Here is a 24238-nt window from a genome sequence, read left to right as displayed (position 1 = left end):
TCCTACAATAAAAAACCTGTTTACAATAGTAATATTATAAACAGGCTTAATATAATTAATTAGTTTTTTACTTATTTTCCAACGAGTCTATTTTGCGTTTTAATTTAGCAATATCGTCTGCTTCTTTTTGCTTGACCATAGAGTCATATTTACGCTGTAAAGCCTCTAGGGATTCTTTTTCTTTTATTGTGTTACCTTTTAAATCTGTAGTATCAATAGCTATAAATTGATCGTTTAAATCTTTCATTATAGCTTCTACTGCTTTTTCATCGTCCATATAATAATTATCAATACCTTCACTTGCTCGCCAAGCTTCATTTAATTGATCGTAAACAGATTTTTCCCATTGGCTTGGGTGTTTTGCATCTATCCAAACAACATCTCTATATTCGCTATCAATTAAAGCTAAATCTGGTGTTGCAGAACCATCAAATTGTGCTCCTTCTGCTTTTATTGAAGATATAGTCCCTAAAAAGAACATACGTTTACGACCTGCTATATTTTTAATATATGGTCTAAATTCGACAGGCTTATTTACGGACCAATCATATTCTTTTCTGGATTCAATAACCTTTAAAGGCATTGCCGAAACACCAGCATAACCTTGTTTTTTTGAGGCATGATCATAATAATATAGTTTGTTTGTTCCATCAGCTGGTACAAACACGCTAAAGGTTAGACTTGTACGCTCATCGCCAACAGGCTCTAAACCAAACCAATGATACAAACCACTATAAGCATCAGATTTTGAGTCTGAAAAATCAAAATCCGTCACAAATGGTTGTTGGTTTTGATCATCCGGAAGATTAGGTATCTTAACAGCTGTTTCCATGTTCCAAGGTAATGGATCACTAAATCCACCTAAAAACTTAAGCGATTCGGCTTGTAAACGTGATACTTTTTCTGATAATGTGTTTTGACGTGTTAAATAAGGATGATTCTTCATATCTTCTGGTGCTATAAAGGTTCCTTTACCTATCGTAACACGCTCAATATAATCGCTAAAATCATGTGCACCACTATCTATTACCATTACACCTCCAAAGGTTGGATAAGGAAAGAAAAAACCTTTCCATTTAATTAAACTTACCACTTCTACCCATTGACCGTTATCATTTTTCATATAAAACGTGTCACTTGGTTCGTAATTAAATAGCATCCAAGGATTAAAACGTTGTACTACTGCATTGTATGTGTTTCTGCTAAATTTTAAAGACTCACCAATAGAAAATGTGGTTGAAATACGGTTTTCGTTAGAGAAACGAGGAAAAGGTGTCGTACTTGACACTGAAAACACTTCTTCAGTATTATCACTAATGCCTTGCCACACATATTTTTCAGTAGGTTGAATCGCCATAGTCCATTTGTTCTCGTCATCCACTCTTACTAAATGTGGTAATGAGACATCTTTGGTTTCTCCGACGCTTTCATTAGCCATAGAAAAAATGTTTCGTAAAGGCTGAATGCGTTCGTTTTGGGTTAAAGGTAGTTCGTTAATTTCAACTTTATTTAAATTATTAAATACGTTATATGTTTTCATATAATCATACAATTGATAGTGCCAACCTGCTGTGTAAAGCACTCCAAAAAAGACCAATAATCCTGCAAGAATACCTAGACGTTTACCTGTAGATGCCGAGTTTCGGAAGCTACGAAGTCCAAAAAACAATAGTATCGCACTTAATAAAATGACAAAAATATATTTACGGATAAATAACAATACAGGTTGATAATCGTCTCTTAAAAAAAACAATAATGCAATTACAATTATTGCTACAATAATTACAACTGCTTTTTGTTTTCCGCCTTGATTCCAATACTTTTTAATCATATATCTATAATTTAGGTAATTAGCTTTTGCTAAAAACCGAATTGTGTTTTATTTTTATTTAATTTCTAAAAATTACATTAGTCCTTTATCCTTAAGACGTTCTCTAGCGCTTTTTTCTGGTGCTTTAGGTGTTTCTTTTATTTCTTTTTTAGCTTCTTCTACGACTTTAGCATCTTTATTTTTAAAGTCTTCTAAAAACTCTTTCCCTTTATTTAAACCATCTTTTACTACATCTTCTATTGAGTCTGATTGCTGCTCAATCACCTCTCCTGATTTAAGCACAAAGTTTGCAACATAAGTTCCTATTAAAGTTCCGAAAATAGCAGAAGCAAATGCTGAAATACCATAATATGTACTAAAAATAGCTATTGGAGTTAAAAACTGAATGATTAGCGCTGCAATTAAAAATGTAAATGCAACAAACAATACTCTAGGCAAAACAGCTTGCTTGTAGATAAATCCTTTTGGATTTCCTGGTCTCATTTGTAGTTCTTTACTATTAAATACTTTGTTAAAAAAGCGATACACTGCATTACTTTTAGACTCTGTCCAATAAATAAAAATCCCAAAAAGAATTGCTCCAAAAAATATTATAATTTCTAAACCCATGGTTTTAATTGTGTTTTGGTTAATAAAAAGGTGTTTGATTGAAACCTTTACTAAATTAGTCTATAATTTTTAAATATTGTTACTTATGGTTTCTATAACCCAATCTTTAAATGAGTCGTCCCATGTGTTATATTGTCTATAAAACTCTTCTTTATCATACCAATACAAGAATAAAACATCTTTAGGAGCCACATTAATTAATAATTTCCATATTAAATCTTGATGCTTTGCTATTAATGAAGAGTGTGGTAAATGCAATGCATTAAACAAATTAGAATCTACTATATCTGCTATTTTGTATTGGTTACTAACTTCAAGTTTATCCAAATACAACTCCACACCCATGATGCGTTTTCTGGTATTAATATCTAGTTTATTTAGGTAACTTTTAAATAATACTGCATCATTTAAAATATCACGTAATGGATGTTGCGTATCTTTTAACGCCATAGCAAATTCCATTTTTTTAATACGTTGGTAACGATCTGTGTTTAAAGCTTCTTCCAAATCGTGTTCAATAATAACATGATTACGCAATTTGTCCATTAATTCTGGCTGCTCAATATGAAAAATAGTAATGTCGTGAATCGTGTCCTTAATAGCTTCTTTGTACCATTTAAGATTTTCAAAAACAATAATTGGCGAAATAAAATCACGCAAAACATAAACACCTCCAAACGACTTTGTGTAAAATGAATCTGTTTGATATTGTAAACTGTGCAAACTTAAATCGCGTCCACGTAAATCGCCATATGTTTGGGCTGATTCTAAAAGTTTTGCATGTAAATCTTCATCAATAAAATTATTACCTTGTTTAAAAGTATCAATTAATTGCTGTTGTTGCTTTTGTATTTGATCTAAGTTATTTATTAAATGAAATTTGATATAAACCTTATCGTATTTAAGCACATCTAGTGGTTCATAAAAAGCATCAATATCTTGGTCAAAATCTATACATATAGCAGAATCCCTTGTAATATCATTGATTTTTTGACCATGAACTTGAAACACCTGCTTCATCATCTCTCTATCAAAACTATGAAAAGGAGAATAGACAGGTTTTCCTTTTTGTAAAGGTGAAATAATTATGGCATGTGGATTAGCTTCGCCATTATTAAGGTACATTGTTGTTCCTTTTTCTTCTGCAATCTCTGGACTATAACCAATACCATCAATTGAAAAATGGGTTAGTTTTGTTGGTGTAAACCCTAATTTTTGAAGGCATAGATTATAACGATCTACCAACTTACCACTAATGGGAATAAGCTCACTTCTGTAAAGGTTTGCTAATTTTAGTTTATTCATTACACCTAATTATTTTCTTTCTTAATTTTTTTAATCATTTTAATATTACCTTCAATAGGAGATATAATCACTTCTTTATCATCTTTAAGAACATAAAATACATACAAACTGTTTTTACCTAGCATTTTAATATCTTGAGTTAATCCGTCTTCAAAGATTAATTTATGAGTTATTTTATAATTGTTAGTTTCTACTCGTTTGTTAGTTTTATAACCACTTCCTATACCTAAACCTATAAAAACAGAGAATACGTAAAAAGCTATCATTGTAATAACAGCGTCTTTAGCTTTGATTTTGGTTTGTGCTTTTTCTAATTTTAATTTATTTTTACCTGATTGATACTTTGGTTTTTTACTTAACCATTTATAATATTTAGGTGTAATTTTAACCATAAAATAAGCCATAAGCATGCTAAATATGACTGCTAAACCTAAGATTAAATTTCCTGTCATTACAGCTATTGGGCTAATTAACACATCTAAAACGGAGGAATATTCTAAAATGTTAATTCCTAAAAATTTATAATAAATAGACTCGTATACAACACCTAAAATTAGTAAAAATAAATAACCAATAGACAAATAGTCTTGTAATCCAATTTGCGATAATTTACCATCATTTGTATTATTGCTCATATACTTTAATACTAACTGTTGTTAAATATCTTATTTATCTGTGCATACTGCAACAAACAAATGGTTTTAATATCTACTAGTTGACCTGTTTTAATCATTTGTAAAGCTTCTGTAAATGGTATTTCTAAAACTTCAATATCTTCATGCTCACTATCCAAACCACCTCCATCACTAACTTTCATGTCATCTGTATATTCTGCAGTAAAATAATGTAAAATCTCAGTCAAAGCTCCTGGAGAAGAATAGGCCTTAAATATTTTAGTAACTGTGTCAACTTTATAACCAGTTTCTTCTTCAATCTCTCTAATAATACAAGCTTCTGGTTGGTCATTATCCAACATCCCAGCACAAGCCTCTAGAACAAAACCAGAGTCATTTCCGTTTAAAAACGTTGACACTCTAAATTGTTTTGTTAAAATAACCGTTTTTTTAATCTTGTTATATAACAAAACTGTTGCTCCATCACCTCTATCATAAGATTCGCGCTTTTGATTTACCCAAGATTCATTTTTCATTTTATATGAAAACGATACCTCGTTTAACGTTGCCCAACCTTTGTATAAGGTATTTATTACTACATTTTTTAATTTATTGGCCATTACTAAATAAATCTCTTGCTTTAGTTTCTATGTTTAATTGGTTGATTCTAGCGTCTACTTTACGTTTAAAGTCTGTATCTGCAATAGTTGCAACGTTGTCTAAATATCTTACCACTTCTTGTCTTCTAATTTCTGAAAAGTTTAAACCTTTCATGTTAGATTTCATTAATTCTTGTAACATATTGAATTTAGTATCATAATCTTTTTTGAAATACGTTTCTGGATTATCAAACCAGCTTTGTTCTAAATCAAAATCTGTTAAACGTAGCGACACTGCACTTTGGATATTACGCACATCTCTGGAAGAGAAAAATGGAAATATCTTCTGAATCTCTTTATATAAAGTCGCATAAAATTGGTGCGAGTTTGTTTTATGTTGTGTTTCTGCTTTATCGTAAGCTTCTAAAACACGTAATTCCGTTGGTTTATCTGACACGTTTAAGATTTCTCCCATATTGGTTGCTAGTCCTTGATCTTGTAAATATTTATAATCTGCAGGTCCTTGCATGTTAACAAACTCTGGCATAGTCTTATCCAGTTTACTCCACCATAAATGATCTTGATCTAAAAAATCATGTTCACTACGTGCACCATCAATTTTAAAACGACCTTGGACACGTGATATAACTGCTTTATCTAACATTTCTGGAAGGTTAGTAAACAACCCAATCGAGCTGTTACCATAGTTAACTGCGTAAGCTCCTTCTGTATATCTTAAAAAGACACCAATGACCTCTTTTACACCTGCAGACACACCTTGTGCTGTACGTTCTTGTAGGTTATTTTCAGCATCATCGATAGGTGCAAAAATTAATTTTGAAGGATCTTGCATTGGTTTCATCCAATCCACCATCTTCTCGGCAGATCCACCTTGAAATGTACTAATTAAAGTATCTGGCATTGGGTGGAATAAAAACGGAATGTCTAAATGATCACAATGTTCTTTTAATCTAGTTGCTATTGCAGCAATTAACATACTTTTTCCTGTTCCAGGAATACCGTAACCCATAAAAACTGGCATAAAACCACCAAGCTCTTGAAAGGGGTTTTTCTTTGCTTCAAAATCGTAACTCAACATACGTTCCGTCAAACGTCTTGCAAAGTGTTTTGCATCTCTGTTACCTACAATTTGCTCGAATTGAATTTTATTAAACTCAACACTTTTTGCGGTACCTTGAAAGGTGTTTTCCCATCCTGAAATAGCAAAATCACTGTTCTCTAGTTTATATGTTCTGTCAACGATAGTCTCAGTATATTCTAAGTTGCTTCTGCGTAAACTGATTTCGGTTAACAAAGCTTCAAAATATACCACTGTAAAATCTGCAACGTCTTTGTCAGATTTTACAATATCTGGATGTGCTAAATATTTATCATAATAAAATAACGCACAAGAGACCCCTTTTAATGGTGATAGTAATGAGACTTCTGGAATACCAGCAAATTTTTGCTTCATAACACTTAAATCGTCAGAAGCATGAGGTTTTAACAAGTGTAAAATTTTATAAGCAGTCGCAAATAACATAAACGCACTTGCTGTTTGCATCTTACTTTCATACTCACGTCTACCATCATTATCCAAAGCCGATTTACGCTCGTTTAGACTAGATAAACCTGAGGCATCATAATAACTGTCTTTTATCCAAATACCTAAAGTTAGTCCTTCCTGTACTGCGTATAATGTTTGATTTAAAAGAATTGGTATGGCTACCGAATCTGGCAATAATCGTTTTTTTAATGCTAAAATGGTTTTTGAAACCGAAGTGATTGATGCAGACGATCCGTTATTTGCTTTAGACAAGTATAATAATATTGACTCATCTTTAGCGTCTTTATCTTTATTTTTTGCTCGAGAACCTTGTTCCCAACTGATACTTTTTAAGTATGATGAAGCTTCGTCACGTAAAACGTCTAATTCTGATTTTTTTATAGGGAAGGTTGAGTTGTGTTCCATGTAATTTTAGTTTTCGGTTTGTAGTCGCAGTATACAGTGATTACTCAAAATGCTTACGCTTCTTAAACTTTGAATATTTATTTATTTTTAAAATCGCAAGACTACAAAACTGAGACTGCGATGGTAAATTCTTTTTAATTTTTATCAATTTTTAAATCAGATACCTGAAAAGGTGGTTTTGCCAACTTATTCATAATCTCTGGATTTTTATTGTATAGTAATTGGATGATACGATGTGGTGCAAATACGTAACCTTCTTTTATTGGTGTACTCCAATTTTGGAGTGTTTGTTTGCTAAAATATCCACCTTCTTTAAATTGGCCTCCTGTAAATACTTCGTGCACTTTAAAAGACAAAGCATAAGCTTCTAAAGGAATTTCTTTTTTACCTATTGCTTCTAGTATGGTGTGCGTTAAATCGTTATCATCTTTTGCAAATACGTTATGAAAAGCACCTATATCCAAACGTTTTATGTGTTTTGGAAATACATTTTTTAATCGTCTATCAATACCATAAGCCATCGTATCCATATTCATTTTACGATCTGCTACTGTTTTTAAAGTGTCATATATGTCTTCTTTTTCTTTTAATGGATCTTTACCATCATAATCAAAGTACATATAGCAAATAAAGGGACGGTTTAAGGAGACATCGTAAAAACTCCAACTGGTCATGTAAGTTGCCTTACTACCTTCTGGTGCTTTTATAATTTTACCTTGTACAAAACGGTTAAAAATATATTGTTGCTCTACTGATGTGTAATATACTATTGATGCTGCTTGAAATAATTTATCACGCCTAACAGGTTGTTTTTTGCGTAATAATTGGTCCAGAAATTCGTCTTGAAGTTCTGACACATCTTTTAATTTGTTTAAATAGTTGTCGCGTAAAGACAGGTCGTTATATAGGTATCTAAACTCTAAATAATTAGGAAAACCAGAATCTGTAACGTCTACCTTCATGTTGTCTTCCTCATCGTACATGTATTTGACACGCATGGCTTCTATGGAGTATAGTAGTAAGTCGCAGTATTGTTTAAAGAAAACAATTTCTTGTGGAGTACATAAGCCATTTTGTTGTACGCCAACAATTAATTCTTTTAAGGCAAAATCTACCTTTTTGTGATAAAACACATATTGATCTTTACTATCTAATATAGATGAATCTAATGGTGTGACAATGTGGTTTATACTCATTTTAAATGTTCAATATTCAGTTGTTATAGTCCGTTTTAAGTCTGTTATAACTTGATTGTTTTAGTTGTGATTAACTTTTTTATTGGTCATATATTTAATGAAAGCCCAAACTAGAAAACCTGAAAAAAAGATAATATTTGACCAACCTATTATTTGACCTGTAATTGTATTACTGATTTTTAGGATGTAGAAACCAAGTAAAACAAAACCTATCATGATTATGATTGCAATTACTAGTCTTAATTGTTTTGACATTTTACTATTGACTTTTATTTTTGATTTGCACTTTAGGGTTTGAGTAAGCGCGTTAAGGATTGAAGTGGCATCCTTTTGCTTTTTTGCAAAAGATATAACGTAAAGCCTGACCTACTTTAGCCCTTAAAAGCTAAAGTAGGTAACGCTAAACTAATTTTAAGACAATAAATCGTCGTTTGATGCTTCTGGTTTTGGTGCTCCTGCTGGTGCATCATCTCCTGAAGGTGTTGTGTTATCTGAGTTGTAATACTCTTCAAAAATCTCTTTCATGTCAATACCGTAACGGTCTGCAAAATTCTTTTGGATATCCACATCTTTTGCTCTAATCTCATGCAACGCCTCTGCATAACTGCGATAAACGCCTTGCATAACTTTTTCGTGCACTGGAATGTTGTCCATCATTTCTTGACGTGCTCTTGCACTTGCGGTATGCATTGATGCTAAGGTCTCTCCGATATGCTCATCTGTTTTAACTCCTAAATGCTCTAAAATAGCAGCAAACTCTTGATCTGTACGTGCTTTTAAAGCCACGACATAACCGTCGTAATATTTAAGACGCTCTTCTGTGTCTGACTTTAATTTAGCACGATGCGTTTGCAAATTACTACGTAATGAAGTCAATACTTTGATTGTTAAATTATGCTTGTGTACAAAACTATCTTTAGAGGCAGCAAGGGTTGTATAGGCGTTTTTAAGTCCTTCTAACTCTTCAACTTCTTGCTCTAGTTTTGTTACTTTTGATAACGCTTCAGAGTATTCTGTAGATTGTTTATCTGCAACTTCTTCTAGCGCTTGACGTGCTTGTTTAAGTAATGCGTATTGAGTTTCTAATTTAGCTTCAGTTTCGGCTTTTTTCTCTAAAGCTTTGGTATGGTTTTTAGATGCTTCTACGATTGCATCTTGTAACTTATCTTCTACTTCTTTGATTTCTACCTCACGATTTTTAAGACGTGTTACTGCTGCTTGAGATTTGTACGACAACTCACTTAATAGTGTTTGTATATCTGCACTCTCGATACGTTCTTGAAACATTGCTTTTGCTTTGTTGTCTGCTCCTGCACGTACTTTTTCCGCTGCTTCTAAAGCTTTTTCAGCAGCTTTAATTTTGCTTTTACGTCCCCAAAGGTTATTCCACCATGTATCAGGTTTGTTTTGCGCGTCTTCTAACTCGATTTTAGAACGCTCTAATGCTTTTTGAGCATCGTCAATTACTTTTTGTTCTTTATCATTTAATGATGAAAAACGCTCAAATAAAATACCAACCTCGTCTTGGTAATCTGTTAAGTCTTTAATAGCATCTAAAAGTGTGGTACGATCTTTTTCTGCCATACCAACAACGTCGTCCAACGTTGCGTTTAAGATTTTTTGACGACTTTCTGGATCGTCCTCTTGCGCTAATTTGGATTTCATGGTATCAATTGCTTTTCCCCAATTGACATCTACTTTCTCTGTTTTTTCGTTAGCGTTTGTTTCTAATAAATCAAAATCATCAGACATATATATTCTTGTTTTTAAGGTTGGACAAATTTTGTGTAAGCAATTTCGTTAAAAAATATTAGTTGTGGAAATATTTGTTGCTCATATTATAAGTATTAATTGTTATAAAAATGTTACAAATAATTTTGACCAATAAAAAGTAAGTATCTTTATAATAAAATTTTTAAAATGACAAAATTAGCACTACCTATATTAACAATAGCCTTACTATTAGCAAGTTGTAAAGGTGAACCTAAAACGGAAATTGTAAAAACTGAGGTTGACACTACAGAAACTGTTAGTAAAACTTTAGAAATTACACCTATTAGTCACGCAACAATGGTATTAAATTATGGTAACGAGACCATATATGTAGATCCTACAGGAGGAAAAAAAGCGTTTGAAGGTCAAAAAGACCCAACTATTATTTTAATAACAGATATACATGGTGATCATTTAAGTATTGACACTTTAAAAGAGTTGCAACTAAACAATGCCTTGTTAGTTGTACCTCAAGCAGTAGCTGATACATTTGAAGCAGATTTTAAGCCTATGATGCGAATTATAGCTAATGGACAAACTGCTGTGGTAAAGGATATCCCGTTAGAAGCAATTGCAATGTATAATTTACCAGAAGACGAGACCTCTAGACATCCTAAAGGACGCGGAAATGGTTATATTTTAACTTTTGGTCGAGAACGTGTTTACATCTCTGGAGATACTGAGGATATTACTGAAATGAGAGCTTTACAAAATATTGATAAAGCATTTGTATGTATGAATCTACCTTACACTATGACTGTAGATAGTGCTGCAAGTGCTGTTTTAGATTTTAAACCTAAACAAGTATATCCATTTCACTACAGAGGGAAAGATGGTTTGAGTGATGTTGCTAAATTTAAAGCGTTAGTTAATGAAGGTAATCCTGATATTGAGGTTATCCAATTAGAATGGTATCCTGAAGAAAAATAATTATTATATTTGGAATTGTTATATCCCCAAATTGATAAAACATGACTTTAAATGTAATTATATCAGAAATTGATACTATTTGGCTACAAAAATTAACCACAATATTGTCCATAGCCTTATTGATAATGATTGTTTTGTGTGCCCTGAATATTTATAAAGTATACCAACTTAAGAAAGAGATTAAAAGACTTAAAACTAAACAACCATGATCCAAGCTTTTCAAATAATATATGGTATACTGTTTTTTACATTAGTGTTTTTATTACCTATTTACAGATCTTATATTTTAAGAAGAAAATGAAAAAAAGCATTACACCAATTTGATATTAAAAACAATGAAATTGAGAGCATAGATTTATTCAATTACAAAACTAATAATAATCATATTTATTAAAGTGAATACCCACTTAATGCTAAATTAAAAAAAATATAAACATGGATTTGTGGATGATACTTACTTTTTGGATGCTTTGTTTTGCATTTGTTTTGATTATTGTTTTATTAATGAAAAAACAAATGAAAATAGATAGAAAAGAAATTGCGCTTGATCTAGAGAATAAAAAAATAGAAACGTTATTAAAACCACAAAAAGATAGCAATAACTATACAGATTTTACTGATGGTCATTTATATCAATAAAAAGAAGAGATAAAAAAAAGCAGACTAATTAGTCTGCTTTTTTTATGCTTAAAAATTAATAACCTTATCTTACCAATTTTTTATACTTGATACGTTTTGGCATTAAATCTCCACCTAAACGTTTTTTCTTATTCTCTTCATACTCACTAAATCCACCTTCAAAGAAATAGACTTGAGAGTCGCCTTCAAACGCTAAAATATGCGTACAAATACGGTCTAAAAACCATCTGTCGTGAGAGATTACTACTGCACAACCAGCAAAGTTTTCTAGTCCTTCTTCTAATGCACGTAATGTATTAACATCTAAATCATTGGTAGGCTCATCTAAAAGTAAAACGTTACCTTCCTCTTTTAGTGTCATTGCTAAGTGTAAACGGTTACGCTCTCCACCAGACAATAGTTTTACTTTTTTGTTTTGCTCACCTCCTGAGAAGTTAAAGCGACTTAAATAAGCTCTAGAATTTACTTCTTTTCCACCCATCATGATCAACTCTTGCTCATCACTAAAGTTTTGCCAAATGGTTTTTTCTGGATCAATATTAGAGTGTTTTTGATCTACGTAAGCAATTTGAGCAGTTTCTCCTACTTTAAACTCACCTTTATCAGGCGCTTCTTCACCCATTATCATTCTAAAAATTGTGGTTTTACCTGCTCCGTTTGGACCAATAACACCAACAATTCCTGCTTGAGGTAAATTAAAATTTAAATCTTCGTATAATAATTTATCATCATACGCTTTGCTTACACCAATCGCATCAATCACATTAGTTCCTAGACGTGGCCCATTAGGTATATAAATTTCAAGTTTTTCGTCAAGTTGTTTTTGATCTTGACTCATTAACTTGTCATAATTTTTTAAACGTGCTTTTTGTTTTGTTTGACGACCTTTAGCTCCTTGTTTAACCCATTCTAGCTCACGCTCTAAAGTTTTTTGTCGCTTAGATGCTGTTTTGCTTTCTTGAGCCATACGTTTAGATTTTTGATCTAACCAAGACGAGTAGTTTCCTTTCCATGGGATACCTTCACCTCTATCCAATTCTAAAATCCATCCTGCTACGTTATCTAAAAAGTATCTATCGTGCGTTACAGCAATTACAGTTCCTTTATATTGTGCTAAATGGTGCTCTAACCAATGTACTGATTCTGCATCCAAGTGGTTAGTAGGCTCATCCAATAATAAAACGTCTGGCTCTTGTAGTAATAAACGACATAAAGCCACACGACGTCTTTCTCCTCCAGACAATACACCTATTTTTTTATCACCATCTGGCGTACGTAACGCATCCATAGCAATTTCTAACTTTGTATCTAATTCCCAAGCATTAGATGCGTCAATTTGATCTTGAAGCTCTGCTTGACGATTCATAAGTTTTTCCATTTTGTCTGCATCACTGTAGACTTCTTCTAAACCAAACTGATCGTTAATTTTATTGTACTCATCAAGAATAGCAACAGTTTCTGCAGCACCTTCACGCACCACTTCCATAACTGTTTTGTCGTCATCTAATTGAGGTTCTTGCTCTAAATATCCTACTGAATAACCAGGTGAAAAGACAACATCTCCTTGATAATTTTTATCTACTCCTGCTATAATTTTAAGTAATGTAGATTTACCAGAACCGTTTAGACCTAAAATTCCAATTTTAGCGCCATAAAAGAAGCTTAAGTATATATTTTTAAGTACTGGTGTTTGAGCACTTTGAAATGTCTTGGTCAAACCAGACATTGAGAAAATTACTTTTTTATCGTCAGACATATAATTTTTAATTTATTTTTTAATTGCTATTTATTTAAGTCAAAAAGCTTTAAACGCGACCTTTAAGTGCATTAAATACCCAAGCTACAGCGAAAAAACCGACACCTACAGCTGCAAAACCCCATCCAGCAACATCGTCATATCTAAAAGCACCTAATGCTATTAATGCTAATCCTACCATTATCATTATTGTGGTAGCCCAAGCTAACACAGTATTTTTATTCATTGCCATAATCTGTTTTTAGTAAAATGTGAATTACAAATATCGTTTATTTTAACAAAAAAAGCATCCTATTTAGGATGCTTTTTTGATAATATTTACACAAAATTAAGCCATAGGGACTTCAATAAAAAGTAATTGTGCACTGCTTTTAGTATTAATTGTAAAACTATCTGTATCTGATACACCTAAAGCATCTCTGCTAGATAAATCATTATCGTTAATAACAACATCTCCAGAGATTGTCATTATGTATGTTCCGTGTGATTTACTTATGGCTTTATAAGTGTAATCTTGACCTTGGGCTAAATCTATTCTGGACAACTTAGCATCTTGGTGTATTTTCAAACCTTCGTCTTGATTATCAATAGATGACACTATGGTCTGTAACTTACCTTGTCTATCTTCCGCATTAAAAAAACGTTGATCATAACGAGGAGTAACATTTGTTTTGTTTGGTATAATCCAAATTTGAAACAAGCTTAAATACTCGTCTGTTTTAGCATTCATTTCTGAATGCATTAATCCACTACCAGCACTCATAATTTGTACTTCTCCAGATTGAATGGTTTCCCATTTATTTCCCATAGAATCCTTATGTTTAAGCGTCCCTTTTAAAGGTATCGTGATAATTTCCATATTATCATGTGGATGCGTACTAAAGCCCATACTTGGTGCGATAACATCATCATTTAATACACGTAAGGCTCCAAATTGAATTTTTTCGGGATTATAAAACTGTGCAAAACTAAAACTGTGATTAGCTTGCAACCAACCATGATTTGCAAAACCACGATCTGATGCTTTATGTAGTATTGTTTTCATAATTAAAAACTTATTATCTCATTTTATCTAGTAAATCGCTTAGTAAACCAGCTTCGTCTTCCGTTAACTTATCAATTAAATTATGTGATGGATTGTTGGGCTTAATTTTATCCAATAAATCCAATCCACTTTTAGTAATTTCAATTAAAACTACACGTCTATCCTCTGGAAAAGCAATACGACTAATTAATTTTTTATCACAAAGTTTATCCGTCAAACGCGTTAAATTTGGTGCTCGTTCCACCATGCGCTCCTTTATAGTTTGCACTTTTATTGGCTCCTTTGCTCCTCTTAATATTCTTAAAATATTATATTGTTGGGGAGACAAACCGTAGGTTTTAAAAAAGTCGTTTTGATAACTAGTAATATAATTTGCTGTATACAGAATATTTAGCATGGCTTTTATTCTGTTATTTTCAAATTTAGAATTAATGTCTTTGGCAAAATCACCCATGACTTTTAATTTATTATTTATGTATTAAAGACGATCTGATAAAATATTAACAGCTTCTAGTAGTGATGTTTTCAGGTCTGCATCAACAATTTTGTCTTCTTTAAAATTATCATTAAATGATGGTAAGCTAAATTTAGCAACAATGTTTGCATCATGAATTGGGAATCTGTTTTCTGCAATTTCAAAGACTGATTGTCCTCCTCTTGCTCCTGGAGACGTGCTCATTAATAACATTGGTTTTTGCTTAAATAATTTAACATCAATCCTAGACATCCAATCAAACAAACTTTTAAATATTGCAGTATAAGCACCATTATGCTCTGCTAACGAAATGATCAAACCATCCGAAGCAATTATTTTATTTAACAATTGTTGCGCATTGTCTGGAATTCCAGATTTACCCTCTAAATCCACGCTGTATGTTGGTACATCAAAATCGTTTAAATCCAAAACTTCAACTTCTGTGTTTTTTAATAAAGAAGATGCGTATGTTGCTAATTGTTTGTTGATTGAAGTCTTACTATTACTTGCTCCAAATGCTATTATATTTTTCATCTGTAAATTTATTTTATACAAATATACAAAACATATGTTACATGGAAACTAATTCCTTGTTTAATATTTAAAACGAAACAAATTAACTTAAATAGTGTTAGGTAATTAAAAGCAGAATTATTGAATAGAGCGTACAATTAAAAAATTGTAGTTTTATTAGACTATTTTCTTTTGTATTTTTACAACAAACAAAATAACTACAATGGATATTAACTTCAATAAAAACGAAGATCATAACAAATTATTACTTTCTGAACTTAAAACCAAACTAACCAAAGTCAAGTTAGGTGGTGGAGAAAAACGTATAGAAAAACTTCATGCACAAGGTAAAATGACCGCAAGAGAGCGTGTTAATTACCTTTTAGATAGCAACAAAAAAAGTATCGAAATTGGTGCTTTTGCAGGAGAAGATATGTACGCAGAACATGGTGGTTGTCCTTCTGGAGGTGTTGTAGTTAAAATGGGTTACATTAAAGGTAAACAATGTATTGTTGTTGCCAATGATGCTACAGTAAAAGCTGGAGCATGGTTCCCTATTACAGGAAAAAAGAATTTACGTGCTCAAGAATTAGCAATTGAAAACAAATTACCAATTATATACTTGGTAGATTCTGCTGGTGTATACTTACCAATGCAGGACGAAATTTTTCCAGATAAAGAACATTTTGGACGAATTTTTAGAAATAATGCCATAATGAGTAGTATGGGAATTACCCAAATTGCTGCAATCATGGGAAGCTGTGTGGCTGGTGGTGCCTATTTACCAATAATGAGTGACGAAGCTATAATTGTAGATAAAACTGGAAGTATTTTTTTAGCAGGAAGCTATCTAGTTAAAGCTGCAATTGGTGAAACAATAGATAACGAAACACTTGGTGGTGCAGACACGCATTGCGAAATTAGTGGTGTTACAGATTATAAAGCTAAAGATGATAAAGATGCTTTAGAGAAAATTAAACGTATTGTAGATAAAATAGGAGATTACGACAAGGCTGGTTTTAACCGAAATGAGCCACAAAAACCAAAAGAAAATCCACAAGACATTTACGGAATTTTACCAAAATCTAGAGCAGATCAATATGATATGAAAGAGATTATCAAACGATTAGTTGATAACTCAGAATTTGATGAATATAAACAGGACTACGGAAAAACTATTATTACTGCTTACGCAAGAATTGACGGTTGGGCTGTAGGTATTGTGGCTAACCAACGTACTTTAGTTAAAAACGCCAAAGGAGAAATGCAATTTGGAGGTGTAATATATAATGATAGTGCAGATAAAGCGACACGTTTTATTGCTAATTGCAACCAGAAAAAAATCCCATTAGTCTTTTTACAAGATGTCACTGGTTTTATGGTTGGAAGTAAAAGTGAGCACTCTGGTATTATAAAAGATGGTGCCAAAATGGTTAACGCTGTTAGTAATAGTGTTGTACCAAAATTTACTATAATTTTAGGTAATAGTTATGGAGCAGGTAATTACGCTATGTGCGGAAAAGCTTATGACCCTAGATTAATTGCTGCTTGGCCAAGTGCAGAACTGGCAGTTATGAGTGGTAATAGTGCTGCAAAAGTTTTATTACAAATAGAAACTGCATCGCTTAAAAAGAAAGGTGAAACGATTACTAAAGAAAAAGAAGACGAGTTATTTAATAAAATTAAAGCTAGATACGATAACCAAGTATCACCTTACTATGCTGCAGCACGTATTTGGACAGATGGTGTAATAGACCCATTAGATACAAGAACTTGGATTAGCATGGGAATTGATGCTGCAAACCACGCTCCTATCGAAAAACCTTTTAACATGGGTGTTTTACAAGTATAGGTAAATGAAAAAACGTAGTTTATTTTTACTAATTATCACTTTTATAATCAGCTTTGGACTTTACCAAGTCTATGTATTTTATTTTGATAATAATGACAACATACAGTCTATTTATTTAGTACCTAAGGATGCAGTTTACATTATAGAAAGTCAAAAACCAATAAACAATTGGGATGCTATAAGTAAAAATGATATTTGGAAACATTTAAACACAAACACATATTTTAATACCCTTGCCACAAACTTAAATAAGTTAGATACTATATTTAAGCAAAAGCAAGGGATTTTTAATCGTATTGGAAACAGAGAAATATTAATTTCGGCACACGTTTATGCTCCAAAGCAATATGGCCTTTTATATGTAGTCGATTTACAAAAAATAGCAAAGCTAAATGTTATTAAAAACAACTTAAATACTGTTATAAATAGCAATTATAAAGTTAGTAAACGCTATTATAAGGAAAATGAAATCACGGAGATTTACGACGTTAAAAAACACGAAACCCTTTATATAAGCTTTATTAAAAACCAAATGATTGCGTCCTATACGCATACTTTAGTTGAAGCCTCAATTGATCAATATAGTAATCCTGAGATTGGTAGAAATCTTAATTTTATTGAAGTCAAAAAACATGTTGGTTATAACGATATGTTTCGTTTGTACTTTCAATATGATTATTTAGATGAATTTGTTAATGTCTTTTCTGACACACCTGGAGATTTAACTAAAACACTTAGTCAAAGTTTAGAATTTAGTGGTTTTAGTTTTGATATAGAAAAAAACGCTATTGTAGCTAATGGTATTACAAATACTAATGACCAAGCTTCAACGTATTTAAAAGCGCTTCAAAAATCAGGACAAGGTAAACGTACCATTAAAAACGTAGTTCCTAATAATACTGCAATTTACTTCAGCTTCGGTTTTAAAAGTTTTGAAGATTTTTATTCTAATTTTGAAACTATTCAAAAAGAAAATCCTGAACAGTTTAAAAGTTATGCTGAAGGTACTTCTCAAATAGAAAGCTTTTTAAAAATAAATCTCAAAACCCATTTTATGAGTTGGATTGATGATGAGATTGCTTTAATTCAACTTCACTCTAATGTCTCTGACTCAAAAAAAGATGTCGCTTTAATATTAAAAACAAAAGCAATTGACGATGCTAAAGACAACTTAGATTTTATATTAGAACAAATTAGAAAACGTACACCAGTAAAATTTAAAGAAGTTAATTACAAAGGATACGCCATAAATTTTATGTCTATCAAAGGTTTTTTCAAAATCATTTTAGGCGATTTATTTTCAAATATTGAAAAACCTTATTTTACAATTATTGACGATTATGTAATATTTAGTAATGAGCCCAATACCTTAAAAAGTATAATTAATGCTTACACAAACAAAGAGACCTTAAACTATTTTAAAGCCTTTAATGACTTTGATAACAGGTTTAATAATAAGTCTAGTGTGTTTGCTTACATTAATACACCTAATTTATATAATACAGCTTATGACTTTGTAGATATTGCAACTAAAAAACAGCTAAAAACTAATAAAGATTACTTTATATGTTTTCCGCAAATAGGCATACAATTAACACCAAGCAAAAACGACTTTAAAAGCCAATTAATACTAGAGTATCAAACGCCTGAAAAAGTTAAGTCTAGCTATAATTTTGAGGATGATAAACCAAAAACAATTATTACTAATTCTATTAATCTTACAGAAGAGAACATTAATAAAGCTACCGTTTTTAGCATCCCAGAATTATATCCTTCTGATTTAACTGCGCAAATTTTTACAAAAAAATACTCTAACGGAAACCCACGTTTTTCTGTTGAATTAAAAGATGGATTAAAACATGGTAGCTACAAAGCGTATTATCAAAATGGAAATTTAAAAATTTCGGGTAAATATAGAAAAGACAAACAAGTTGGCACTTGGAAAGCGTATGATATTAATGAAAATTTAATTTTTAAAACACGTTTTTAAATACTAACTTTAAAAACAAAACCACCACTTTGATTTATAAAAAAATAGTTTTTCTAGTTACGCTACTTGCTTTTGCTATAAGTTTTTCTCAATCTACAGATTTTAAACCACTTTTAAAAACGGATTATACCATTAAAAAAAATGTAGATACACTTCATATCAAATATCCGTTACACGCTAACGTTACTAGAGACAAAACCATAAAAAGTAAGGATACCAACGCTTTAAGTTTTGTTAAGGATTTTGATTTATTTAAAAATAATTACTTTTTAAGACAATATAAAAGCTTAATTTTTAAGCAAGATAGTAGTGCAATAATTTACCAATGGAAAGATCCTATTGTTGTATACTTTGATGACAACATTCCGCAGAAAATCACAAAAAATATAAGTCAGTTTATTTTATCAATTCCCGAAATAGATAATTTAAACATAACTATTAGCAAAGATATAAACAAAGCTAATTATTACATCAAACTAGCAAATCAAGAGGTATCAGCTTTAACCGACAAGCAAAAAGCAGAAGTGCCAAAAGACCTAATTGACACCTATCCTTTTTCTAAAATAATACACGATTGGAATGGTGATTATAATTATAAAATGTATTCTGGTGTATTACAAATTAGTCCATCCTATATTAACGATCCACAATTATTGGATAACGTTAAAAAAGTGTTTTTTATCTCATTAATACAGTCTAAAGACTATCGTGTTTATGACAACACCTCTATATTATCATCTTCCAACTCCAATTTTTCAACTCTTGGTGCAATTGATATTGTGCTGCTTAAATACCATTACAAAAACTTATATAAATTTAAAGTAGACTATACTGTTTTTACAGCATTAGAAAACTATTACAAACAATTAGCCAATGACTAAATCACTACTTATAGCCATTATATCACTAACTTTAGTGCAATTAGTACAGGCACAAACACCACACCAAACTAAAAACGTCCAATACAGGATGTCTTTAAAACAGTTTAAGGCTAAACATAAAACGCCATTAACTGCAAAAGACACTTTAAACTTTGTTTATGTAAATAATGACACCATGGTTATTGTAAAGGATTATGTCCGTAAACCTGGTGCTAGTGTACCTTACCAATATAAAGACTCTACATTTTTAGACGTGTATAAAACCATAGCATTTAATCATTACAAGGATTCTGTTAGCAAAAAAACCACCATGAAATATTGGAAAGACGATATTGCTATTTTCTTTTCCAATTCTGTAGATAAAAAAGTTAAAAAAGAATTTATGGCTTTTGCCGAAAAGACTTTACAACACGTTGATTCTTTATCCATAAAAGAAGTCAAACATGTCGAAGACTCTAATTATATTGTTTATTACAATGATGGTTTTGAGTACGAATCAAGAATGAGCAATTATAGCAAATCCGACTTCTACATGCATTGGAACAATAAAAATCAAATTTATAGATTATCTATTAGACTTATAAAGGAAGACTTTTTCACACCTAAATTACGCTTAAGTGAATTAAAAAAATATTTTATAAAATCATTAGGGCATTTTGAGTTTAACCAAAGTATAGACAACAAGCACTTTTTTTCTGGTAGTCATGATAATGATTATCAATTATCAGATTTTGATACTGAAATTATTAAATACCATTATTCCTACGGAATATGTAAAGGTACCAACTTAGAAACATTTGAAGACAATCATAAAAAAGCAAAAGAGTTATTAAAAAACAAGCAAATATTACTGACCTTTTATCATGAGTTTGAATAAGTTTTAAAACTGTAATCATAAAAAAAGGAACACTAAATAGTGTTCCTTTTTATTTTAAATAATCCAGAAATAACCAAAAATAAGATTACTTAAAAGTGCTTATTAATCTAACAAATTCTGCTCTGTAACCAGACCTATCTTCACCTCTACCTTTGTTAGCTAAAGCTATAACATCTTGTACATTGGTATTATTATAAAACTGAGACTCTCTTAACTGCATTCCAAATAACGCAACAGCACTAGCAAAATTCATATCTTCAGTAGCTTCTGTTGTTTCATTTTTTTGTACGTGTATCATTTCAATACTTTTATCTTCATCAGGTTTCTTATATCTAAATTTAACGGTAAACAACTCATCATTATATTGGTTTGTAGCAGTTTCATTTTGCGTGTATTTTAAATCTATAGTGTCTTTTGCGTACTCACTTTCAATGCCAACCGGAAGTACTTCATATAAAGCAGTAACTGTGTGTCCTGCACCAAGTTCTCCAGCATCAATGGTATCATTAACAAAATCTTCATCTGCTAACAACCTGTTTTCATAACCAATTAAACGATAAGCTTGTACATGATTAGGATTAAATTCTACTTGTATTTTTACATCCTTAGCAATGGTAAACAAAGTCCCACCAAATTCGGTTTCAAAAATACGTCTTGCTTCTTGCATGGTATCGATATACGCATGATTTCCGTTACCTTTATCTGCTAAAATCTCTAACTTATCATCCTTGTAATTTCCATAACCAAAACCTAAAACTGATAAAAAGACACCTGATTCTCTTTTTTTAACAATCAATTTTTCCATAGCATCATTACTAGATACACCAACATTAAAATCTCCATCAGTAGCTAAAATTACTCGGTTATTTCCTTTTTTATTAAAATTTTCTTGTGCCAATTTATAAGCTAACTCAATACCTTGACCACCTGCTGTAGATCCACCAGAATTTAACTGATCTAAGGCTTCAATAATTTTTGTTTTATGTTTCCCTGATGTTGGCTTTAAAACAACTCCAGCTGCTCCTGCATACACTACAATAGCGACATTGTCCTGTGGTCTTAATTGATTAACTAATAATTTAAAAGCCTCTTTTAAAAGTGGTAACTTGTTTTGATTTCCCATTGATCCTGAAACATCTATTAAAAAAGTAAGATTGGCAGCTGGTAAGTTTTCATTATCATAAATTTTACCTTGTAAACCAATTTTAACCAACTTAGTATCCTTATGCCAAGGGGTTTTTACAACTTCTGTATTGATAGAAAATGGATGTTCATCCGTTGGTTGTGGGTAATTGTAGTCAAAATAATTAACCATTTCTTCAATTTTAACCGCATTTGCAGGAATTAATTGTCCATTGTTAATCATACGTCTTACATTGCTATAACCAGCCTTATCTACATCTATAGAAAAGGTTGACAAAGGTGTTGTAGCTGCTATTTTAAATTTATTTTCATGTATTTTAGTATAGCTTTCGTTTAAAAATTTATGTTGCAATTCTTTATTTGTCTGTACAAATTTTGAAATCTTGGCATTTTCTTTACTACCATCTACTGTCGTGACTATAATTACACCATTGGCACCTTGTGACCCATATAAAGCTGATCCTTCTGCGCCTTTAACAACATGAGTAGCTGTTATTTTTTTTGGTGCTAAATTAACTAATTTTTCAGCCGAAGATATTTTACCATCAATAACAATAAGTGCCTCATTTGTACCTGTTAAAGATCTATTACCTCTAAGTACAATTCTTGTGGTTTGATTAACACCATGATTTTTAGTTTTGATTTTTAAACCAGATACTTTACCTGCTAAACTATTGACTACATTTGGGTTGGAAGCTTGTATAATTTCCTCTGATTTAATGGTTGTCACAGATTTTTTTACTTCGTCTGTTGAGCGTGAAATCCCTAAAACAGTAATTACGACTTCGTCTAAACTACCGTTTTCTTGCAGAACAACATTAATGGTATTAGCATCACTTACAACAACTTGTTCTGACTTGTAACCTAAATAGCTAAATACTAAAACATCATTAACTTTAACAGAAATACTATAATTACCATCAAAATCGGATGTTGTCCCATTTGCTGTTCCCATTTGTAACACTGTAGCAGATGGTAATGGCAAACCATTTTGATCTGTAATAACACCAGATACCGTTTTTTGTTGTGCATGTAATTGTACTACCATAAATAGTGCAATTATTAAATTTAATCCTGTTTTCATGATAAGGTAGTTTTAAAGTTTAAAACAAACCTATAACCAAACTAAGGATTATAAAACCAGTATTGAGGGAAGCGCTATTTTGAATTAGGCAACGCTACTTTTTAAGTAATTTAAGTGTTTCATTTCTGTTAACTTTACCAGAACTTGTTTCAGCGAAAGCAGGAATAGCATACGTTTTTTTAGGCATTTCAATTGCTTTTAAGTCAGAAAACACATGAGCATCTAAAGACGTATTTTCTGCTTCAATTACTAATATTGCAACACTACCAAAAGTTTTATCATCTTCTGAAGTTATAAAAAAACGAGACTTTATTTTTGATTGCAATTTTGCTTCAATCTGTTCCGGAAACAATTTAACACCTCCAGAGTTAATAACATGATCTGCACGTCCTAACCACTCAAAAGTGGTTTTAGAGTGTAATTTAACCACATCATTAGTTACAATTTGGTCCTTGGTTAAAAGTGGTGCGTCTATGACTAAACACGCTTTGTCATTTTGTGAAATTGTAATATTTGGTAATATATTAAAGTATTGTGGTCCATTACTTTTTAATTGCTTAAGTGCAATATGCGTAATAGTTTCAGTCATACCATACGTCTCAAAAACACCTGTTTTTAAGTTTTCTAATTTTAATCTTAAGGGATTAGATAATGGAGCTCCACCAATAATTAGAGTTTTAATATTGCTGAGTCTGTGTACCGTTTTTTCTGCTTGCGCAGGAATCATAGCCACAAAATCATAATGCTTTTCAGGATCAAAAATAGGGTTTGTAGTGGGTTGCACGCTATCTATTTCTAAACCTAAAACCATAGCACGAACCAACATCATTTTACCTGCAATATAAGTTGCTGGTAGGCACAACAAAGCAGAGTTACCAGGTTGCAACTTAAAAAAATCACCTGTTGCAATAGCAGAATTAACCATCGCTTGCTTTTGTAATTTTATGGTTTTTGGCTGACCTGTAGAGCCTGATGTTTTTACTAAAATAAAATTGTTATTATCTAACCAATGGGATAAAAAGTCACCAATCTCTTGCTCAAATGGCAAGCCTTCTTTAATAAAACTATAGGCAACCTCTTTTAGTTCTTCAAAAGAATAATGATTACCATTTAATTTAAATTTACTGTGTACTTTATTAAAATTTGGTATCATT

Annotated in this window: 21 protein-coding genes; 6 read left to right on the top strand and 15 right to left on the bottom strand. The window is 31.4% G+C overall.

Annotated features, from left to right (window positions below; all coding sequences use genetic code 11):
• Positions 1–67 precede the first annotated feature (67 nt).
• From WNY60_RS01370 to WNY60_RS01335, 8 genes are all read right to left on the bottom strand, one after another.
• Positions 68–1831, bottom strand: a complete 1764-nt coding sequence (locus WNY60_RS01370) for a hypothetical protein (protein ID WP_339807876.1) — start codon at positions 1829–1831, stop codon at positions 68–70.
• Positions 1832–1903: 72 nt separating this feature from the next.
• Complete coding sequence (locus WNY60_RS01365) at positions 1904–2440, bottom strand: hypothetical protein (RefSeq protein ID WP_342861254.1); 537 nt, start codon at positions 2438–2440, stop codon at positions 1904–1906.
• 69 nt (positions 2441–2509) lie between these two features.
• Positions 2510–3745 carry a DUF6638 family protein gene (locus WNY60_RS01360; RefSeq protein ID WP_339807877.1) on the bottom strand — a complete coding sequence of 412 codons (1236 nt, stop codon included), beginning with the start codon at positions 3743–3745 and terminating at the stop codon, positions 2510–2512.
• Positions 3746–3750: 5 nt separating this feature from the next.
• A complete protein-coding gene (locus WNY60_RS01355) occupies positions 3751–4380 on the bottom strand; it encodes a hypothetical protein (RefSeq protein ID WP_342861253.1) in 630 nt (209 codons plus the stop codon).
• Between the two features lie 11 nt (positions 4381–4391).
• On the bottom strand, positions 4392–4979 hold the full coding sequence (locus WNY60_RS01350) for an NUDIX domain-containing protein (RefSeq protein ID WP_342861252.1): 588 nt from the start codon (positions 4977–4979) through the stop codon (positions 4392–4394).
• Positions 4969–6930: an AAA family ATPase gene (locus WNY60_RS01345; RefSeq protein ID WP_145001834.1), complete on the bottom strand. Its 1962-nt coding sequence runs from the start codon at positions 6928–6930 to the stop codon at positions 4969–4971. Before WNY60_RS01345 ends, WNY60_RS01350 begins: the two co-directional genes overlap by 11 nt.
• Before the next feature lie 134 nt (positions 6931–7064).
• Entirely contained in the window at positions 7065–8126 is a 1062-nt protein-coding gene (locus WNY60_RS01340; RefSeq protein WP_292944943.1) for a hypothetical protein, read from the bottom strand.
• Positions 8127–8537: 411 nt separating this feature from the next.
• Positions 8538–9878, bottom strand: coding sequence for a microtubule-binding protein (locus WNY60_RS01335; RefSeq protein WP_145001836.1), 1341 nt, complete (start codon positions 9876–9878; stop codon positions 8538–8540).
• A 168-nt stretch (positions 9879–10046) separates the two neighbouring features.
• Between WNY60_RS01335 and WNY60_RS01330 the strand changes: the two genes are divergently transcribed.
• Both WNY60_RS01330 and WNY60_RS01325 read left to right on the top strand, forming a co-directional pair.
• The gene (locus WNY60_RS01330) at positions 10047–10829 is read left to right on the top strand and encodes an MBL fold metallo-hydrolase (protein WP_342861251.1); all 783 of its coding nucleotides are present in this window, start codon (positions 10047–10049) and stop codon (positions 10827–10829) included.
• A gap of 447 nt (positions 10830–11276) precedes the next feature.
• Positions 11277–11468, top strand: coding sequence for a hypothetical protein (locus tag WNY60_RS01325; RefSeq protein ID WP_342861250.1), 192 nt, complete (start codon positions 11277–11279; stop codon positions 11466–11468).
• A 64-nt stretch (positions 11469–11532) separates the two neighbouring features.
• On the opposite strand, the gene ettA is transcribed toward WNY60_RS01325, so the two are convergent.
• The 5 genes from ettA to WNY60_RS01300 all read right to left on the bottom strand — a co-directional run bounded on the left by ettA (position 11533) and on the right by WNY60_RS01300 (position 15278).
• The gene (ettA, locus tag WNY60_RS01320) at positions 11533–13224 is read right to left on the bottom strand and encodes an energy-dependent translational throttle protein EttA (protein ID WP_341586746.1); all 1692 of its coding nucleotides are present in this window, start codon (positions 13222–13224) and stop codon (positions 11533–11535) included.
• Between the two features lie 49 nt (positions 13225–13273).
• On the bottom strand, positions 13274–13456 hold the full coding sequence (locus WNY60_RS01315; RefSeq protein WP_342861248.1) for a CAL67264 family membrane protein: 183 nt from the start codon (positions 13454–13456) through the stop codon (positions 13274–13276).
• A gap of 96 nt (positions 13457–13552) precedes the next feature.
• The gene (locus tag WNY60_RS01310) at positions 13553–14269 is read right to left on the bottom strand and encodes a pirin family protein (RefSeq protein WP_339807885.1); all 717 of its coding nucleotides are present in this window, start codon (positions 14267–14269) and stop codon (positions 13553–13555) included.
• 13 nt (positions 14270–14282) lie between these two features.
• The gene (locus tag WNY60_RS01305; RefSeq protein ID WP_145001842.1) at positions 14283–14723 is read right to left on the bottom strand and encodes a MarR family transcriptional regulator; all 441 of its coding nucleotides are present in this window, start codon (positions 14721–14723) and stop codon (positions 14283–14285) included.
• A gap of 24 nt (positions 14724–14747) precedes the next feature.
• Positions 14748–15278, bottom strand: coding sequence for an NAD(P)H-dependent oxidoreductase (locus WNY60_RS01300; protein WP_339807886.1), 531 nt, complete (start codon positions 15276–15278; stop codon positions 14748–14750).
• A 202-nt stretch (positions 15279–15480) separates the two neighbouring features.
• Here WNY60_RS01300 and WNY60_RS01295 point away from each other — a divergent pair, with 202 nt between their 5' ends.
• The 4 genes from WNY60_RS01295 to WNY60_RS01280 are packed head-to-tail and all read left to right on the top strand — an operon-like array spanning position 15481 to position 20857.
• A complete protein-coding gene (locus tag WNY60_RS01295) occupies positions 15481–17109 on the top strand; it encodes a carboxyl transferase domain-containing protein (protein WP_145001844.1) in 1629 nt (542 codons plus the stop codon).
• 4 nt (positions 17110–17113) lie between these two features.
• On the top strand, positions 17114–19099 hold the full coding sequence (locus tag WNY60_RS01290; RefSeq protein WP_342861247.1) for a DUF3352 domain-containing protein: 1986 nt from the start codon (positions 17114–17116) through the stop codon (positions 19097–19099).
• 29 nt (positions 19100–19128) lie between these two features.
• Entirely contained in the window at positions 19129–19980 is an 852-nt protein-coding gene (locus WNY60_RS01285) for a hypothetical protein (RefSeq protein WP_342861246.1), read from the top strand.
• A complete protein-coding gene (locus tag WNY60_RS01280; RefSeq protein WP_342861245.1) occupies positions 19973–20857 on the top strand; it encodes a hypothetical protein in 885 nt (294 codons plus the stop codon). Before WNY60_RS01285 ends, WNY60_RS01280 begins: the two co-directional genes overlap by 8 nt.
• Positions 20858–20942: 85 nt before the next feature.
• Here the strand turns inward: WNY60_RS01280 and WNY60_RS01275 are convergent, their stop codons facing one another.
• A complete protein-coding gene (locus tag WNY60_RS01275; protein ID WP_342861244.1) occupies positions 20943–23084 on the bottom strand; it encodes a von Willebrand factor type A domain-containing protein in 2142 nt (713 codons plus the stop codon).
• Positions 23085–23178: 94 nt separating this feature from the next.
• Positions 23179–24237 carry an AMP-binding protein gene (locus tag WNY60_RS01270; RefSeq protein ID WP_342861243.1) on the bottom strand — a complete coding sequence of 353 codons (1059 nt, stop codon included), beginning with the start codon at positions 24235–24237 and terminating at the stop codon, positions 23179–23181.
• Position 24238 lies beyond the last annotated feature (1 nt).

Origin of the sequence: Olleya sp. AS48, assembly GCF_038900355.1 — a bacterium.
Classification (GTDB): Bacteria; Bacteroidota; Bacteroidia; order Flavobacteriales; family Flavobacteriaceae; genus Olleya.
Note: the sequence above shows the minus strand (reverse complement) of the source record. Positions and strands in the feature narration are given on the sequence as shown.